This window comes from Mariprofundus ferrinatatus (assembly GCF_002795825.1).
GTDB lineage: Bacteria > Pseudomonadota > Zetaproteobacteria > Mariprofundales > Mariprofundaceae > Mariprofundus > Mariprofundus ferrinatatus.
This window is the reverse complement of the sequence record NZ_CP018800.1, coordinates 1,159,421-1,178,680: the sequence shown is the minus strand read 5'-3', so window position 1 is coordinate 1,178,680 and position 19,260 is coordinate 1,159,421. Positions and strand designations below refer to the sequence as shown.

The 19,260-nt window shown below is 47.5% G+C and carries 13 protein-coding genes; 10 read left to right on the top strand and 3 right to left on the bottom strand.

The annotated features are described in order from the left end of the window. Nucleotides 1–16: 16 nt before the first annotated feature. From Ga0123462_RS05725 to metH, 3 genes are all read right to left on the bottom strand, one after another. Entirely contained in the window at nucleotides 17–2,248 is a 2,232-nt protein-coding gene (locus Ga0123462_RS05725; protein ID WP_100265419.1) for an NADP-dependent isocitrate dehydrogenase, read from the bottom strand. A gap of 117 nt (nucleotides 2,249–2,365) precedes the next feature. Beyond that, a complete protein-coding gene (gene secB / locus Ga0123462_RS05720; protein WP_100265418.1) occupies nucleotides 2,366–2,857 on the bottom strand; it encodes a protein-export chaperone SecB in 492 nt (163 codons plus the stop codon). Nucleotides 2,858–2,942: 85 nt separating this feature from the next. Beyond that, nucleotides 2,943–6,599 (bottom strand): methionine synthase, encoded by a 3,657-nt coding sequence (metH, locus tag Ga0123462_RS05715; RefSeq protein WP_100265417.1) that lies wholly within the window; start codon nucleotides 6,597–6,599, stop codon nucleotides 2,943–2,945. 107 nt (nucleotides 6,600–6,706) lie between these two features. Here metH and cysC point away from each other — a divergent pair, with 107 nt between their 5' ends. The 10 genes from cysC (at nucleotide 6,707) to Ga0123462_RS05665 (ending at nucleotide 19,134) form a co-directional block, all read left to right on the top strand. After that, complete coding sequence (cysC, locus tag Ga0123462_RS05710; RefSeq protein ID WP_100266508.1) at nucleotides 6,707–7,342, top strand: adenylyl-sulfate kinase; 636 nt, start codon at nucleotides 6,707–6,709, stop codon at nucleotides 7,340–7,342. 107 nt (nucleotides 7,343–7,449) lie between these two features. After that, the gene (locus tag Ga0123462_RS05705) at nucleotides 7,450–7,962 is read left to right on the top strand and encodes a transcriptional activator RfaH (RefSeq protein ID WP_100265416.1); all 513 of its coding nucleotides are present in this window, start codon (nucleotides 7,450–7,452) and stop codon (nucleotides 7,960–7,962) included. Between the two features lie 361 nt (nucleotides 7,963–8,323). Further along, nucleotides 8,324–9,490: a nucleotide sugar dehydrogenase gene (locus Ga0123462_RS05700; RefSeq protein ID WP_100265415.1), complete on the top strand. Its 1,167-nt coding sequence runs from the start codon at nucleotides 8,324–8,326 to the stop codon at nucleotides 9,488–9,490. A 532-nt stretch (nucleotides 9,491–10,022) separates the two neighbouring features. Further along, a complete protein-coding gene (locus Ga0123462_RS05695; RefSeq protein WP_198507294.1) occupies nucleotides 10,023–12,818 on the top strand; it encodes an SLBB domain-containing protein in 2,796 nt (931 codons plus the stop codon). Then, nucleotides 12,818–13,786, top strand: a complete 969-nt coding sequence (locus Ga0123462_RS05690) for a Wzz/FepE/Etk N-terminal domain-containing protein (RefSeq protein WP_100265413.1) — start codon at nucleotides 12,818–12,820, stop codon at nucleotides 13,784–13,786. Before Ga0123462_RS05695 ends, Ga0123462_RS05690 begins: the two co-directional genes overlap by 1 nt. 51 nt (nucleotides 13,787–13,837) lie before the next feature. Then, entirely contained in the window at nucleotides 13,838–15,001 is a 1,164-nt protein-coding gene (locus Ga0123462_RS05685; protein WP_198507293.1) for a DegT/DnrJ/EryC1/StrS family aminotransferase, read from the top strand. Continuing rightward, nucleotides 15,002–15,580: an acyltransferase gene (locus Ga0123462_RS05680; protein ID WP_100265412.1), complete on the top strand. Its 579-nt coding sequence runs from the start codon at nucleotides 15,002–15,004 to the stop codon at nucleotides 15,578–15,580. Between the two features lie 100 nt (nucleotides 15,581–15,680). Further along, nucleotides 15,681–16,649, top strand: a complete 969-nt coding sequence (locus tag Ga0123462_RS05675) for a sulfotransferase family protein (RefSeq protein ID WP_157821288.1) — start codon at nucleotides 15,681–15,683, stop codon at nucleotides 16,647–16,649. Then, the gene (locus Ga0123462_RS05670; RefSeq protein WP_100265410.1) at nucleotides 16,646–17,743 is read left to right on the top strand and encodes a glycosyltransferase; all 1,098 of its coding nucleotides are present in this window, start codon (nucleotides 16,646–16,648) and stop codon (nucleotides 17,741–17,743) included. The genes Ga0123462_RS05675 and Ga0123462_RS05670 overlap by 4 nt, the downstream gene beginning before the upstream one ends. Further along, nucleotides 17,740–19,134 (top strand): lipopolysaccharide biosynthesis protein, encoded by a 1,395-nt coding sequence (locus Ga0123462_RS05665; RefSeq protein ID WP_100265409.1) that lies wholly within the window; start codon nucleotides 17,740–17,742, stop codon nucleotides 19,132–19,134. Before Ga0123462_RS05670 ends, Ga0123462_RS05665 begins: the two co-directional genes overlap by 4 nt. Nucleotides 19,135–19,260 lie beyond the last annotated feature (126 nt).

The window sequence follows — 19,260 nt, the reverse complement described above, 5'->3', positions numbered from 1 at the left end:
AGCGAATACCTTCTGCTTAAGCTGCTGCTGCAAGTATAGCATTAAATGTAGTACTTGGACGCATAAGCTTTTCCAGTACGTCCGGGTCGGCGTGGTAATAACCGCCCATCTCTGCCTTTTGCCCCTGTACTGCATTGAGTTCGGCTACGATTTTCTCTTCATTTTGAGCAAGCTGGTCGGCAATTGGAGCAAATTGCAACTGCAGCTGCCCATCATCGTTTTGTGCTGCCAGTGCCTCTGCCCAGTAGAGGGCCAGATAGAAGTGGCTGCCGCGATTATCCAGTTCATTGACCCTGCGCGACGGGGACTTGTTCTGCCTGAGGAACTCGCTGTTGGCGCGATTAAGTGCATCCGCTACTACCTTGACCTTTGTATTACCGGTTTTTTCCGCCAGATCTTCAAGGGATACAGCGATAGCCAGAAACTCTCCGAGCGAGTCCCAGCGTAGATGGTTCTCCTGCACAAACTGCTGCACGTGTTTGGGTGCTGAGCCACCTGCACCCGTCTCAAACAGACCGCCACCAGCAAGTAGCGGCACGATAGAGAGCATTTTGGCGCTGGTTCCCAGCTCAAGAATAGGGAAGAGATCAGTAAGGTAATCTCGCAGTACGTTGCCTGTCACGGAGATGGTGTCCTTTCCACTTCTGACACGCTCAAGTGCATGGCGTGTGGCCTCAACAGGGGACATGATCTGAATATCAAGGCCGCTGGTATTATGCTCGGGAAGATATCTATTCACCTTGTCGATCAGATTGGCATCGTGTGCACGCCTTGGATCAAGCCAGAAAATGGCCGGATTGCCGGTTGCCCTGGCACGATTGACTGCCAGCTTAACCCAGTCACGAATCGCCGCATCTTTGCTCTGGCACATACGCCAGATATCACCCTCAGAAACCAGATGCTCCATCAGGATGGTATCATCACTGTCAATCACGCGAACAGTTCCGTCGGCAGGAATTTCAAAGGTTTTATCGTGCGAGCCGTACTCTTCAGCCTTTTGCGCCATCAGTCCCACATTCGATACGCTGCCCATGGTTGACGGGTCAAACGCACCATGCGCTTTGCAGAAGCTGACAGTCTCCTGATAAATGCCGGCGTAGGAACGATCTGGAATCATGAACTTGGAATCGTGCAGCTTGCCGTCGGCTCCCCACATTTTCCCTGAGGCGCGGATCGCTGCCGGCATGGATGCATCAATAATGATATCACTTGGCACATGCAGGTTGGTAATGCCCTTGTCTGAGTCGACCATCGCCAGCCCGGGATTCTTTTCATAGAGCGCCTGGATATCGGCTTCGATGGCGCGGCGCTGGCTATCCGGAAGAGCGGCAATTTTGGCACAGACATCGCCAAAGCCGTTGTTGGGGTTAACGCCCAGTTCTTCAAACAGCACGGCATGTTTGTCAAACAGTTCCCTGAAATAGACGGTGACGGCATGGCCGAACATAATTGGATCGGAGACCTTCATCATGGTTGCTTTCAGGTGCAGTGAAAGCAGTACGCCTTCATTTTTTGCAGCTTCGGTCTCTTTTGTGTAAAAATCGCGTAACGCTTTGCGGCTCATTACGGCTGCATCAATCACTTCCCCAGTTTGCAGTGCAGTAGTCTCTTTCAGGAGTGTTGTGCTGCCGCTCACATCGGTGTGTTCAATCCTTACAGAGCACGGCTTGTTGACGACAACAGACTTTTCACTGCCGTAAAAATCGCCTTCGGACATGTGTGCAACATGTGATTTTGAGTCGCGACTCCAGGCTCCCATCGTGTGGGGATTCTCTCTGGCATACTGCTTGACGGCCGCAGCGACACGACGGTCGGAGTTGCCTTCGCGCAGCACCGGGTTTACTGCACTGCCGAGAACTTTGGCGTAACGGGAGCGGATATCATTCTCTTCATCACCCTGTGGGTCGACAGGGTAGTCGGGCAGCTCATACCCCTGCGACTGCAGCTCCCTGATGGCGGCAACCAGCTGAGGAATCGAGGCACTGATGTTGGGTAGCTTGATAATGTTGGCTGAGGGTCTCTTGGCGAGTTCGCCCAGCTCGGCGAGCGCATCGGATTGTCGCTGCGCATCGGTCAGCCTTTCAGGGAAATTGGCAATAATCCGGCCGGCCAGTGAAATGTCACGGCTCTCTACATTGACACCGGCCGTTGCAGTAAACGCCTGCACGATCGGCAGCAGGGAGTATGTGGCCAGAGCCGGGGCTTCATCGGTTTTGGTGTAGATGATAGTTGGAGTCTTGGTTGTCATTCTCAATCCTTTATGGCTGCGAAGCATGCAAAAAATTGATGCGGCCTGATTCAATAGTAATAAAGGGCGAGGCACTGCCTCACCCTTTATCGGAGCGTTTCTCTGTTATATTCAGCGTTAGTGGGTGGTTTCTGCAGCTTTTTCCTGAGCTGCTATCTGCTGGCGATTATGCTCAAAGGCAGCAGAAAAGTTGACCGGATCCAGCATCAGCGGGATGAAGCCACCGTCGCCGGTAAGCTGGCTGATCAGCTGTCGAACATATGGGAAAATGGTGGCAGGACAGTCAACGCCCAGAAGAATTTCCAGGTGCTCTTCAGGGATGTTTTTCATGTAAAACAGGCCGGCATATTCCACTTCAACTTCGAAAAGAAGCTTGTCGTTTTCTGTGTCGTGAGCCTGGGCTGACACCTTAATGGTCACCTCACAGTGCTCAGCATCGATCTGCCTGTTTTTCGTGGAAAGGTTCATGTCAATTTTTGGTTGGCCCATTGACCCTGCAAATACAAAAGGAGCGTTGGGGTTCTCAAACGAGATGTCCCTGGTGTACAACTTTTGCAGGCTGAAAACGGGGGTGTTCTCATCGGGTGTGGTGGTGTCTATATCGGTCATAATCATTCCTCGTGTTATTATGTAGAACTTTTAAATCATTAGAGCCCTACAGTATCTGTTTTTTCGCGTATTTAAATAGTGAATCCTAATATCCCAGATTAGGTCCGAGCCATTTTTCGGCTTCTTCAACAGCCAGCTCTTTTCGTGTGGCATAATCTTCGACCTGATCCTTATTGATTTTGCCAACGGTGAAGTAGTGCGCTTCGGGGTTGGCGAAGTAGAGGCCTGAAACGGCCGCTGCAGGCGTCATGGCATACGATTCGGTGAGTCCCATGCCGATATTGCCCTCAACATCGAGAAGCTTCCAGAGCGTCCCTTTCTCGGTGTGTTCGGGGCAGGCCGGGTAGCCGGCAGCAGGACGGATGCCCTGATACTTCTCTCTGATCAGCTCTTCACTGCTGAGCGATTCATCACTCGCGTAACCCCAGTGAACGGTTCGCACATCGCGATGCAGTTTCTCGGCCAGCGCCTCGGCCAGACGGTCCGCCAGTACCTTGACCATGATGGCTGCGTAGTCGTCATGTTTGGCTTCGAAATCCCTGGCCTTCTCTTCGGCACCGAAGATCGCGCATGCAAAAGCGCCGATATGGTCACGTTCTCTGCTTACGAAATCGGCAAGGCAGAGGTTGGCTCGGGAGTCCTTCTTATCCTGCTGCTGACGCAGGAAGTGGAATCGAACTGCCTCCTCGGCCCGATCCTCATCGCTGTAAACGATAATGCTGTCCTCATCGGTGGATGCTGCTGCATAGAGGCCGAAGATGGCACGGGCCTCGAACCAGTTCTCAGAGATAATGCGGTCAAGCCAGGCCTGTGCATCAGCAAAGAGCTTTTGTGCCTCTTTACCTTTGTGTGGATCATTCAGGATGCGAGGGTAGGCACCATTGAGCTCCCATGCTGAGAAAAATGGTGTCCAGTCGATATAGTCACGCAGTTCGGCAATGGAGATGTGATTCAGAACCTGAACCCCATCCTGTTTTGGAGCCTGAGCGATCGTTGCTTCATTCAATTCGCTTCTGTTTGCGCGCGCATCAGCAAGCGAAAGCCACTCGGTCTGCCCCTGGCGGCCCAGATAGCGTTCACGAACTGATATATACTCTTCACGGGTTTTACGCACAAACTCAGCACGGTTGGCAACGGATATGAGGTTCTGGGCAACGCCAACGGCGCGTGAGGCGTCTTTTACCCAGATTACCGGCTCATCGTACTCCGGCAGGATTTTAACGGCTGTGTGCGCCTTGGAGGTGGTGGCGCCACCAAGCATGACCGGCTTGGTGAATCCCAGTCGCTTCATCTCTTTCGCCAGGTGCACCATCTCATCGAGTGACGGGGTAATCAGGCCTGAGAGACCGATGATATCCACATCGTGTTCTCTGGCTTTTTCAAGAATGGTTGCTGCAGGCACCATGACGCCAATATCAATTACCTCAAAGTTGTTACACTGCAGAACCACACCAACGATGTTCTTGCCGATGTCGTGCACATCGCCCTTAACCGTTGCCATAAGAATCTTGCCGTTGGATGAGGAGACGCCACTGGCCTTTTCGGCTTCGATATATGGCATCAGGTAGGCGACAGCCTTCTTCATAACGCGTGCCGATTTTACCACCTGTGGCAGGAACATTTTGCCGTCGCCAAACAGATCACCGACCACGTTCATGCCATCCATCAACGGTCCTTCAATCACCTCTATCGGGGTACTGAAGTGCTGACGCGCCTCTTCGGTGTCCTGATCGACGTAGCTATCAATACCCTTGACCAGGGCATGCTCAAGCCTTTTCGCAACTGGCAGTTTACGCCACTCCTCATCAGCCTTTTTGGCGATGGTGCCATCGCCGCGGTAGTTGTCGGCAATGGAGAGCAGGTGATCGGTGGCATTGACATTGCGATTGAGTACTACATCTTCGACTGCATCACGCAGCTCTTTCGGCAGCTCCTCATATACCTCGAGCATGCCTGCATTGACGATGCCCATGTCCATGCCCTGTTTGATGGCGTGGTAGAGGAACACCGAGTGGATCGCTTCGCGTACCGGGTTGTTGCCGCGGAAAGAGAAGGAGACGTTGGATACGCCGCCGGAAATCATCGCATGCGGCAGGTTCTTTTTGATCCAGCCGGTCGCTTTGATGAAGTCGACCGCATAGTTGTTGTGCTCTTCGATACCGGTGGCAATGGCGAAAATGTTCGGATCAAAGATGATATCTTCAGGCGGGAAGCCGCACTCATCCACCAGAATGCGGTAGGAGTTTTCGCAAATCTCAATCTTGCGCTCATAGGTGTCTGCCTGACCATCTTCGTCAAAGGCCATGACCACAACCGCTGCACCGTACTTGGCCAGCAGCTTGGCGTGGTGTACAAACGCCTCTTTGCCCTCTTTGAGCGAAATGGAGTTAACGATGCCTTTGCCCTGGATGCATTTCAGACCCGCCTCGATAATCTCCCACTTGGACGAGTCGATCATCACCGGAACGCGTGAGATGTCCGGTTCGGAGGCGATCAGGTTCAGGAAAGTCACCATCGCTTTCTTGCCGTCCAGCATCGCCTCATCCATGTTGATATCGATGATCTGGGCTCCGTTTTCCACCTGATCACGACAGACATCGAGTGCTTTATTGAAGTCTCCCTCAAGAATCAGCCGCTTGAAGATGGCGGAGCCGGTTACATTGGCACGCTCACCGACATTCACGAATAGTGAGTTCTTATCAATGTGCAGAGGTTCCAGTCCGGACAATCGACACATCACTTCGCGATCAGGGGTCGGGCGGGGAGCGATACCATCTACAGCTTTGGCCATGGCACGGATATGGTCGGGGCCGGTTCCACAGCAGCCACCGATCACATTGAGGAATCCGGACTCGGCCCACTCCCTGATCTCGGCCGCCATCTCTTCGGCTGTTTCATCATAGCCACCCATAGCATTGGGGAGGCCCGCATTGGGGTGGGCATTGATTCCGCAGGAGACTGTATCAGAAAGCTCTTCAATATATTGGCGTAACTCTGCGGCACCTAAGGCACAATTCAGGCCAATAGAGATCGGCTTGGCGTGCGCAAGCGAGTTGTAGAATGCCGTGGCAGTCTGTCCTGAGAGTGTGCGACCTGATGCATCAGTGATGGTGCCGGAGATCATGATCGGAAGCTCAATGCCTGAATCCTCGAAATACTTCTTTACGGCAAAAACGGCCGCCTTGGCATTCAGCGTGTCGAAGACCGTCTCGATCAGCAGGATATCCGCGCCGCCATCGATCAGGCCGCGGGTTGCATCAGTGTAGGTTTCAACCAGTTCGTCAAAGGTAACATTACGGAAGCCCGGATCATTCACATCGGGCGAGATCGAACAGGTGCGCGACGTCGGGCCCAGTACACCAGCTACAAAACGGGGTTTGTCATCACTGGCGATGGCGTCACAAGCCTCTCTGGCAACTTTAGCGCCGGCTACATTCAACTCATAAACCAGAGACTCCATGCCATAGTCGGCCATTGATGCCGAGTTGGCGTTAAAGGTGTTCGTTTCAACAATATCGGCGCCCGCTTCGAGGTACTTGGTGTGAATTTCCCTGATGATATGGGGCTGGGTAAGCGAGAGCAGGTCGTTGTTGCCTTTCAGTTCACTCGGCCAGTCGGCAAAGCGATCACCGCGATAATCGGCCTCCTGCAATCCGTAGGACTGGATCATCGTGCCCATGGCACCATCCAGGATCAGGATCTGTTTTTTCATCTGCTGCTGTAAAAGGAGGGCTCTGTTCATGGCGGCGCACGCTATCAGTTTGAGGTCAATGGAGAAATATTGAAATAACGGGGCACTTTATAATTTATTCTGTTTCGATTTTCAGCGCAGTCGCTAGGTTTATGCCCATGAGTTCTCCATCAATATCCAAAAGCAGCAACGTCGTCTGGCATCAGGCGGAAATTACCCGTAAGAAACGGGAAGAGTCCAATGGCCATCGCAGTGCAGTACTCTGGTTTACCGGCCTTTCAGGTGCCGGAAAATCGACACTCGCCCATGCAGTTGAAGAAAGGCTGCACGAGATGGGGGCAAAGACATTTGTCATCGATGGCGACAATGTGCGTCATGGCCTCTGTGGCGACCTGAGTTTTTCGGATGAAGATCGGGTGGAGAATATCCGCCGGGTGGGTGAGGTGACCAGGCTGTTTGTTGAGGCGGGCCTGATTACGCTGACCGCATTTATTTCGCCGTTTCGCTCCGACCGGGCAAAGGTGCGCGCTCTTCTTGCCGAAGGCGACTTCATTGAAGTCTATTGCAGGACTCCGCTTGAAGTGTGTGAGTCCCGTGATGTGAAGGGGCTCTATGCAAAGGCCAGGGCAGGGGATATTCCTGCATTTACCGGCATCTCCTCCCCATATGAAGAGCCGGAAAATCCGGAGATCATTGCAGAAACCGGTACACTTGAGTTGGATGAATGTGTCGATCATGTTATTTCTTATCTGCGTGAACAGTGCATTATCCGTCATATGGACGTGCAGCCATAAAGGGAGCAGGTCGATCCCGGGCTGACTGAGCCCAGACAATGCATCTGTGCTGAGAAATCGGATTTATTGTATTAATAAAATTGCATTAAAATTTCTGGAGGGAGTCCGTGCCAAAGCAGTGGTTTGCCGTGCGCACCAAGCCGAGAAAAGAGAGCGTTGCACGCGATCAGCTTGAAAATCAGGGCTTCGAGGTTTATCTGCCGCTGGTGAACAGGCGCATTACCCATGCTCGCAAGGTGAGCTGGCAGCCGCGACCATTTTTCAGCGGTTATCTTTTTGTGCACCTTGGCGTGGATGAGCGGCGCTGGAGCTCCATTCGCAGTACCGTCGGCGTGCTGGCTCCGGTCTCTTTTGGCAGCTTTTATCCACCGATTCCGGACAGTGCAATAGGGATGCTTCAGTCAAGTCAGGATGAGAACGGATTTATCGCAATATCGGGAACGCCCAGAGCTCCATTTGCATCAGGGGAGGCGGTGCGACTGCGCGACAGTTCCCTGAAGGGCCTTGAAGGGGTGTTTGTCGAGATGAGAGGCGATGACCGGGCGCTTATTCTGCTGGACTGGATGCAGAAAAAAATACGAGTTGAAACCACTATCGATAACCTATCGTCAACCACATGATATCTTCTCTATCAACCTTGCAAACAAGCGGGGATGGTCTATAAACAGTTCAGCAAAGCTTTGGGGGAGTTTCACTGGTAAGATTTTCCATGGAGGAAAAGGGTGTTTCGCTGTCGATTGACAGGCTATCATCCGGCTTCAATTCTTCTGTGTATTATTGAACTGCAACACCTCACCAGGGTGTTGCTTTTTTATTATTGATCGGCGAGTTGATCTTCCGGTCACCGGGGCTGTTTGCGCCCTGTATATACTGTGCCTTTTTGCCCGCAATCAGTTCAGCTGCGAATGCACCTGAATTGCGGTAGCGTGCCTGCCGGTAAGTGGTTCCATGTTAATATTAATCGAGGTTGTAAAGAAAGCGATGAAGATTGCGATTGCAGGAACAGGATATGTCGGCCTCTCCAATGCCATGCTCCTTGCCCAGCACAATGAGGTGGTGGCGCTTGATATCGATGCGGAAAAGGTAGCGCTGCTCAACATGAAGCAGTCGCCGATCGAAGATGCGGAGATCGAGACCTTCCTGCGCGATAAAGCGCTCAATTTCAAAGCAACACTGGACAAGCATCTGGCATACCAGGCGGCTGATTTCGTCGTTATCGCTACACCTACAGATTACGATCCTGAAACAAATTATTTTAATACCGGTTCGATCGAGGCAGTAATCCGCGATGTGCTCGATATCAATCCTGATGCGGTGATGGTGATCAAGTCGACCGTGCCGGTGGGCTATACAGCCAGGATGCGGGACCACTTCGATTGCGAGAACCTGATCTTTTCCCCTGAATTTCTGCGCGAGGGCAGGGCGCTGCACGACAATCTCTATCCGTCGCGCATCGTGGTCGGCGAGCGCTCCGATCGGGCCGAAATGTTCGCCTCACTCCTTCAGCAGGGTGCACTGAAGCAGAATATCGATGTTCTCTTTACCGACTCGACAGAGGCGGAGGCGATCAAGCTCTTTGCCAACACATATCTGGCCATGCGCGTTGCCTATTTCAATGAGCTTGATACATACGCGTTGACGCATGGCCTTGATACGCGCCAGATCATTGAAGGGGTGTGTCTCGATCCCCGCATCGGAGACTTTTATAACAACCCCTCTTTTGGATACGGCGGTTACTGCCTGCCAAAGGATACCAAGCAGCTGCTGGCGAACTACAGCGATGTGCCGCAGAACCTGATCAATGCCATTGTTGAGGCCAATACGACGCGCAAGGATTTCATTGCCGACTCCATTCTCAAGCTTAAGCCGAAGGTGGTAGGGGTCTATCGCCTGATCATGAAGAGTGGATCGGATAACTTCCGTGCATCCAGCATCCAGGGCATCATGAAGCGGATCAAGGCGAAAGGTATCAAGGTGGTTATTTACGAACCGGCCCTGGAAGAGGATAGCTTCTTTAACTCGCTCGTGATCACTGACCTGGATGCGTTCAAAAATGCCTCCGACATAATCATTGCCAACCGCATGTCGGATGAACTCTGTGATGTCGAGAGTAAGGTCTATACGCGTGACCTGTTCGGAAATGATTAACCTTCGAAGGGCTGGCAACATACCCTCGGTTTCTTTGGCATCTCATGGCAAGGTTCACATCGTCTGAACCGGACAGGGTTGATAATAGCAATTATCGACCCTTAGCGAAGCCTTATTTTCCAACGTTTTCCGCATCCAATGGGTTTTAGGGCTTGCCAAATGGCAAGCGTAGAGTGGATTTTCCAAGTTTTGCCAAATGGCAAAATATTTAGCCGTTTGGCAAATAAAATCTATTCCAATTGGCAAATTAAACTGCTTCTGAACCGAAGTGAAAGCTCTATCGCCAGATGAAAAGAATTGGACATATGGCGAATGTGCGTAGGTATGTCTCTTCTGCTCGTTCCGAATCAGTTTGGAGCAGCAACAGGGGGCCAGGTTCCTTTATTCTGAAGAATGGGTATTCTTCCGTCACCAAACAAATGATCACTTCGTATTTGATGTGACATGAAATATTTAAGATCATCAGAAGAGATTAGGGGTAATATCTGTAATGAATTGTTTTAAAATTAACCCGTCAATCATGCTCGGGGGTGTGTTTTCGCTGCTGCTCCTGGTCATGGCTGTTGCACCTGCTTTTGCAATCACGCTTACTCCTGATCAGATTCAGAAGATTCAGCAGTTGTCACCAGCTGAACGTGAAGCCCTGGCCAAACAGGCTGGTGTTTCTTCACCAGAGGCTTCAGCAAGGAGTATTGAATCTCCTCAAACAGTACAACCTCGTCCTGTAAGTAGTGGCCCTTTGGAAGGAGAAATGACTGGTGCCACTTCGGATGCCTCTCAGCAGGCACAGGAAGTCGCAAAATCGGCAGGTGTTGACGTTCCAGTAGAAAAGGTGGCCGGAACAGCAGGTGCAGACGCACTTGAGGTCAGGCGTGCATTCGCAGATTTTGTCAGTGAGTCCAAGCCCCTGACTGTCAATGCAGGTAATCTCAAGCAGTTCGGTTATGATCTGTTTGCCGGCTCACCAACGACATTTGCTCCGGCAACTGATGTGCCCGTTCCCCCTGAATATGTGGTGGGGCCCGGGGACGAGTTGGTCGTGCAGCTCTTTGGTGGAAAAAATGATCAGTTCACTTTGGTTGTCGATCGAGAAGGTGTAGTCGCTTTTCCTGAGGTGGGGCCGGTTATGCTAGCAGGAATGAGTTTCGCGGATGCTAAAGCAACGCTAGCTCAGCAGGTTGGCGAAAAGATGATTGGCGTTACAGCCAGTATTAATATGGGTAAGTTGCGTTCCATCCGTATTTTTGCTCTCGGTGAGGTTGAGCAGCCCGGCTCTTATGTTGTTAGTGGCTTGGCTACGCTTTCTCATGCGCTTTTGGTGTCCGGAGGTGTTAAAAAAATCGGGTCGCTGCGCAATATTCAGCTTAAACGTGGTGGACAAGTGGTTGCTGCCATTGATCTCTACGATTTCCTTCTCAGAGGAGATACTAGCGGTGATGTGCGCCTGTTGCCCGGTGATGTGGTGTTTGTACCTCCAATCGGTATCACGGTAGGTATCGCCGGTGAAGTGGTTCGTCCGGCTATCTATGAAGTGGGAAGGCGCACAGATGTGTCTGATATGATCAAGCTGGCGGGCGGATTCCTTCCCAAGGCTTATCGTGACAAGGCTTTGATTGAGCGTATTAATCCATCCGGAGATAAGTCGGTAGTTGGTTTGTCCCTAAAAGGAAAGAGCCCAAATAAAACTCAAGTCAGAAATGGTGATATAATCAAGGTTTTTTCAGCTCTGGATTATGAAGATAACCCGGTATTGTTGATTGGCAATGTTAAACGGCCGGGAAAATATGCCTGGACTAAGGGGATGAGCCTTTCCGCACTGCTACCTGATCAGGACATGCTTCTTCCTGAAACATTTATGGACTATGGCCTGATCGAACGTGAGGCTGAGGGTAACCGTGAGCCGGAGGTGATCCGTTTCAAGGTTAGTGAACTCTTTATGAAAGGCAGTGAGCAGGTTGATCTCTATCTGATGCCACGAGATAAGGTCTATGTCTTTCACCGCGCCCATTTCCGTGAAGCCCCGCAGGCTTCCATTGCCGGCAGTGTGAAGTCGCCCGGCCAGTACGAACTAAAGAAGAGTATGCGCATATTGGATCTGATCTTGGCAGCGGGTGGAACAATCCGCAGCAGCTCTTTTGATGACGCAGAGCTCTACCGTACAGATCCTGAAACCAAGGAGGTATCCATCTCCCGCTTTTCGCTTGCTGCTGCTCTTGATGGTCAAGCAGATGCAAACATCCTGTTGCAAGATATGGATAAGGTGGTTGTTCACTCTGTATGGGAAGATAAACAGAGGCATACTGTTCGAATTCATGGGGAGGTAAACAACCCTGGAGAATTTCTATTTGCAGATTCAGAAATGCGTGTCTCTGATCTGATCTTTGCTGCAGGAAGCGTGACCGAACAGGCTTATATGCATAAAGCTGAAATCACCCGATATGAGGTTATTGATGGAGAGAAGCGACAAACATCCCATCTTTCCATAGATCTTCGCGATGCCCTGCAGGGGAAGGAGCAGGCAAATATATTGCTTCAACCTTATGATGTTCTGATGGTACGGACCATCAGTAATTGGCGCTCGCATGAACAGGTTACACTGAAGGGTGAATTCAGGTTTCCAGGCACATACACAGTTGAAGAGGGTGAAACGCTTGAGCAGGTCATAGAGCGTGCCGGAGGGCTTACAGAAGATGCCTTCACCCAGGCAGCTGTGTTTTCACGAGAATCAATTCGGGCACAACAACAAGTGAATCTCAATGAATCAATTAGTCGACTGGAAAAAGATATTGCTCAGGCTGAAATTACAAACTCCACAATCAGCAACCGTGAGGTTTTGGATGATAAACAGAAGGGACTAATCGCTGCTGAAAGGGCATTAGCGAAATTGCGTGAAGTGAAACCGACCGGACGACTTCTTGTTGAACTTGGAAGCGATGGTAAGCTGATAGGTGACTCCACCTTGAAACTTACAGATGGAGATGTCCTCTATGTGCCCAAGAGGCCTGATCAGGTGCTTGTTATGGGCGAGGTCTACAACCAGAACGCCATGCTTTACCGCAAGGGCATGGATCGGGATGACTTCATTGATCTTGCAGGTGGCACGACTGCCATGGCTGACACTGATAGGATCTATATTGTCAGGGCGAACGGCTATGTGGAATCAGGCAGTGGATGGAGCAGCAACCACAAAATCTATCCAGGAGATACAATTATCGTTCCTCAAAGGCTAGATGTATTTAACCTTCTCGATACGACACTCGACTGGTCTAAGGTGCTAATGCAGATCGGTATCTTTACCGCATCCATGGTTACAGTGGGTATTCTCTGATGTCTGATAAGAAAAAAGAGAATGCTAATCCAGAAAATCAGCCGCAATTGCCCCCATTTGATCCTCGCATGATGGCCGCTATGTATGGCATGCAGCAGGAAGATGAAATTGATCTTCTAGAATACTGGAGGGTTATCTGGAATAAAAGAAAACTTATTTTTTCTCTATCTATAGCAGTGGCGCTGTTAGCAGCTGGAGTATCTCTTTTAATGCCAAACATTTACCGTGCTGAGACTCTTCTCGCTCCGGTTAGTGAGGAGGGGGCTAACGGGGGGATCTCCTCAACATTGAGTGGCTTAGGAGGCTTAGCCTCGCTTGCTGGCATTTCTTTGCCCAGTGGAGGTAACGTGCAGGAAAACCTTGCTGTACTGAATTCACGCGAATTTATTTGGCTTTTCGTGAAGGAACAGAAGTTGATGCAGGTTTTGTTCGCAGATGATTGGAACTCAGAGACTGGAAATTGGAAAGATACTGATCCAGAGGAGCAACCAACCCTTTGGGATGCATATCGGATGTTTACCAAGAAGGGTTTGCTCTTTGTATCCATCAACAAAGATTCCGGACTAATTACCATCGGTATTGCATGGAAAGATCCTGAAGTTGCTGCTAGTTGGGCTAATCAACTCGTGGCTCGGCTGAATGAATATCTGCGCCAACAGGCAATCGCTCGAAGTCAGGAAAACCTCAAGTATCTTTACGAGGAACTGACTAGGACTCAGGTAGAGGATATGCGTCGAGCGCTTTTTGAGTTGATAAGTCAGGAACAGCAAAAGGCCATGCTTGCAAACACCCAGAAGGAGTTCGCCTTCCAAATCCTGGACGGTGCTGTTGCTCCGGATGAAAAGTCTGAGCCGAAACGAATCCTTATTGTGATTTTATCTGCTCTTATTGCAGGCTTTTTAGGAATAATTTTCGTGTTGGCTCAAAGCTGGACGGCGAAAGGAGGTGAGGGTTATGCCTCCGAGTGAAGTGTCAGGAAAACAGTGTTGTGGAATTAATAAACAAGATGGAGCGTTTTAGTGAAAAATAAACTGGGATATGGTGATTTCTCCGGTGCTGAAAAAAAACCTCTTTTTGATCAACCTCTGCATGTCGGGCGTCCCAATATTGGCAGTCGCGAAGCATTCATTGGATATGTAAACGATATATTTGACCGATGTTGGCTAAGTAATAATGGCCCCTTGGTGCAGGATCTAGAGAGGCGTATAGCGGATAAACATGATGTAAAGCACTGCATTGCTATGTGTAATGGAACTATTGCACTCGAAATAGCTATCCGGGCTCTTGGCCTAGAGGGTGAAGTCATCGTACCCTCGTACACATTTATTGCCACGGCTCATGCCCTTAGTTGGCAGGGCATTACTCCAGTCTTTGCTGATATTGATCCAGACACTCATAACCTTGATCCTGATTCCGTGTGTCAAATGATTACACCACGGACTACTGGTATAATAGGGGTTCATCTTTGGGGGCGGCCCTCTCCAGTCGAGGCATTGCAGAGAATTGCAGATGATCATGATTTGAAGCTCTTATTTGATGCAGCGCATGCATTTGGTTGTTCATATAAAGGGAGGCAGATAGGAAGTTTTGGTTCATGTGAAGTATTGAGTTTTCATGCTACGAAGTTTTTTAATGCCTTTGAGGGTGGGGCGATACTCACTAACGATGATCAGCTAGCTGAGACTATGCGTCTAATGCGTAATTTTGGGTTTGCTGGTCTTGACAACGTTATTCACCCAGGGACGAATGGAAAAATGGTTGAAATCTCCGCCGCTATGGGTCTTGTCAATCTCGATGCTCTCGACGAGGTGATAGCTGCTAATCAAAAAAATTACCAAACCTATAAAAACGGATTGGAAGATTTTCCGGGTGTCACTCTTCTAGAGTTCGATCAGGCTGAGGCTAACAATTATCAATATGTAGTGATGCAAGTTGACGAATCTAGCCCTGTCAGCAGAGATAGGATTATTCAAGCTCTACATGCAGAGAATGTGCTTGCCCGAAAATATTTTTGGCCAGGTTGCCATAATATGAAACCATATCGTGATCTTTTTCCTCATGCCGGGTTGATGCTCCAGAACACTCAAAGGGTTGCGGATAGCGTAATAGTATTGCCAACAGGGACAACTGTTACGCCAGAAATGGTCGACATAATTGTCACTATTATTCGTTCTGCTAAATAGATGGCACACCTGACTAGAGAACAAATAGAACAAATGGGGTTCAAGTCTATAGGGGACAGAGTGTTACTCTCCGACCGAGCTTCATTTTATGGTTGTTCAAGAATTTCCATTGCTAATGATGTTCGCATTGATGATTTTTGTGTTATATCCGCCGGTGAGAGAGGAATAAGCATTGGAAATTATGTCCATATGGCAGTTTATACCTCACTTATTGGGGCTGGCCGGATAGTGCTGTCTGATTATTGCAATTTATCATCGCGTGTTTCGATCTATTCAAGTAGCGACGATTATTCCGGTGAATACATGACCAATCCAATGGTTCCTGTGCAATGTACAAATGTTAAGCATGCTGATGTTTTCCTAGGGAGGCATGTTATTGTTGGATGCGGAAGCGTTGTTCTTCCAGGTGTGACACTGGAGGATGGTGTTGCTGTGGGGGCTCTGAGTTTAATTGTAAATAGTTGCAGTTCATTTGAGATATATGCCGGTAGTCCGGCAAAACGAATCAAACCGCGCAAAAGGGATCTATTGCTGCTGGAAAAAAATATTTGTATCAGCACAGTAGAGTCGAAGCAGTAGAATATACTGCAGAAAGTTAGGACTATTGATATAGTTATTATTCGGTTAATTGATGGTAAACACTGATGTATTGTGATTATTAAAGTAGGCTGGAAGGGGTTTGTCTGTCGTGGTATCCTGTAAAGAAATTGATCTTGTCTTAATAGTAGGCGCTCAAAAGTCTGGTACTTCAAGCCTCTATAAATACCTTTGCTATCATGATCAGGTCTTAGGTTCAACTATGAAGCAGTCTTTTTATTTCATGTCACCTGAATTTTACAAGTTGAATAAATCAAGAGTACCAAGAAAATTTTCAGAAAATATTGATGACTTCTTGAGTTTATTCCCTCCTATTGGTCCTAATGTGAAAGTTCTTGTTGAATCTACTCCTGATTATTTGCACACCCCTGGAGTTATCGATCGCATTCAGTCTATAGGGAGTCATTTCCGCTCTGTATACATTATCGCCATCCTGCGCCATCCTGTATATAGGTTTATATCGTGGCACAGGTTTGCTATTCAACAAGGGTCAATAGTTGACGACACTTCCCTTGAGAGTTTTTATAAGATGAACCGTCCTATCTGTGTAGCTTTCAAAGATACAGACTCCTGTTTTTTTGCTAAGGACTCTGGAAGGTATGAGAAATTCATACCAAGTTTTTCCAAGGCTTTCGGAGAAAAGTTTAAAGCATATGATTTTGATCAATTGCAGAAGAATCCATGCGAATTGATGAAGGGGCTATGTAGTGTTATTGGATTAGATTCTAGTTGTTACAATGACTATGAATTCAATGTATCCAACAAAACTGTGATTGTTCAGTCTCGTTTCATATACAATGCATATATGAGATTAAGGAGTGTTTATATAGCCATTTTGGATACTCCTTTACTATATATTGTGAAACCAATAAGGAATGTTATAAGCAAAATGTATCACCGTATGAATGATAGGAGTCGATTGTCACATGGTGGCATATCTGACTCCGACTTTTTTATTAAAAATGAACTATTTAATGAGTATTTGAAAGATATTGAGTTTTGTAATTCTCAATATGGCTTTGCATGGTCAAATAAGGCGGAGTCAGAATGAATATTGTGATATTCGGCAGAGGCAATTACAGCCTTTTAAATCGCAGGGTTGATTCGTTAAGAGAGAAAGGGCACAGAGTTTTTTTTGTTTCACTTCAGAAACACTCAAAATATCATGAGGACAATCATTATTTTAAGCCATTTATGAGAGGGCTTGCAGGGTATTTGCTTTCGATGCCAAGCGTGTACAAGCTATTAAAAAGATTAGATTTTCAAGCCTTAGACTTTCATGGGGCATCATCGTATGCTTTGTTTGGTTTATTGGTTCGACGCAACTTTATGATCAGTGTCTATGGTCCAGATGTATATGTTGAAGCTTTAAGGAATATTTTTACGAAGTTGGTCGTCAATTATTTACTTAGCCGGGCACACACACTTTCATCTTCTACAAGTACTGTTCATGATTATCTTGCCACTTTCAAAGGGATACAAAATAAGCGATATGCTATAGTGCCTTATGGTATTAAACCCCTTGGGGGGAATGAATGTTATAATAAAAGGCGAAATAAGTTTAGAGAGCAATACGGTATTGATAGCAGTGCTACTGTATTCCTTCACTGCAGGCGTTTCACACGCTTCTGGCGTGTAGATATTATAGCCAAGGCATTTTCAACCCTACACTTAGATAATTCGGTTTTATTATTTGTTTATCCTTCCCCTTCGACAGAAGAGCAGGCGCTGATATCTCAAGTTAGGCAAGAGTTGGATGAAGCAGGTGTGCTTGATAGGGTGATTTTTATTGATGGCCTTGAGTATGATTCATACCTATCAGCTCAATGTGGATCCGACTGTTTTGTTTGCATTGGTGAGAATGATATGTTGGCCAACTCTGTGCTTGAGGGGATGTTATGTCGAAATGTGATGATTTTGAATGACCTAAATTCGTACATAAATGTATTGTTGAAAGATGAGATTGTCTGGTTGGATAAAAAACTTGTCGATGTTGAATCTTTAGCATTACTTATGCAGCAAGCATATGAATTACCCGCATCAAGGAAAGTAGAAATGACCCAGCGTAATTCTCAATATATTGAGCAAATGTACCTTGAAAGCAACTGTACTGATCTGCTGATTGCTGAATATGAGGATTTGTGAAGCACCTTCTTATTATACTGGGGTCGTTCGCATTTGCCTCAATTCTTCAGGTTGCGAATACTGTTCTACTGGGAAGGGCCCTTGGTATCTCAGCAGTAGGGGAGTATGGTGTTTTCCTTAGTTCTATAATGTTAATGGCTGTACTTTTCCAGTTTGGAGTCAGAGATTTTTCGACAATTCAATTCAGTGGTGGCGAAGAGAAAACAACGCACATGGGCGCACTCCTAAGGGTGGCATTAATGATGTGTTCAATTATGGCTGTCCTTCTCTTTGTTGTAAGTAGTGAACCAGGTCTGTCTTTAGGCTCATATGAATTCATTCTTGATCATTCAATTAGTTTCTCTATAGCTGTTGCACTTCTGGTGATTTCCAGTTTCTTCAGTGGCGTTGCACTTGTAAAAAAAGACTTTGTCCATCTTGGCTTTTTCCGTGATTATGGTCGGCATTTTGCAACGTTTTTACTGGTTATTGCTCTTTATGCACTTCCTGAACTGAAAAACCACTTTTACTTTGGCTGGACAGCTCTTTTCTTAATATTATTTTTCATATTCTCACTACGCTATATGCCGATATTGAAAGACACTTTGCGAGATAAGGGAGGCTGGTCTGCTTCTTTCAAGAAGTCATCAGCTTATTATTTCAATGATGTACTATTGAACATCACGGCACTCGGGGATGTTCTTCTGTTGGCTCTGTTTCTTGCCCCAACAGATCTGGGTATTTACTTTGTTTGTTCCCGTATTGCAGTTTTAATGAATATCTTTTTAACGGTTGTAGGAAGCCATAATAGCCCAGCCTTGGCCAAGCTTCTTGTTAAAGGTGACCATGTCTCAGCCGCGGATATAATGTCTTTAACCAGCAAGATGCTGGTTTTCGTGTCAGTACCATTAGTTGCCCTGATTTTTTTATTCGGTCCAGAACTCCTATTGTTGTGGGGTATAGATGAAACCAATGTGTTGATACTTGAGTTATTGTTTCTCGGTCGTTTTTTCAATATTATTACTGGGAACATAGGAAAGTATTTTGTCTATTCGGAAAAACGTCATGTGGAAGTTGTGAATAACTTGATAAGCATTGCCTTGATGTTTGCTCTAATCATATGGTTGGTTCCTTCTTATGGCGTTCTTGGTGCTGCAATTGCTAATGCACTGGTTCTAATCATAGCGAACATAATTAAATATATAGAATTTAGATATTTCTTCTCTATTGGTTATATCGGTTTTATACAAGTTTATTATTCAATAATTCTTATTGCTGCATGTGTTCTTTTTGCTTATTTTGTTGATGTCGAGCCAATATTGATGACTTTTCTTTTTTTCTTCATATATTTGGGACTAACTTTTCCTTTTGCGAATAAAGACTTCCGAAAGTATTTAATTGCTGTAAATTAATTAGTAAAGAATTTACTTCGCTGGGCGGTATCACAATGTGGAATAATGATTAAATACAAGGTAAGTAGTTAGAATGGGGGCCTCCATCGCTTTTGGCTTGCTGTCCTCTTGCATTACTACAATTAG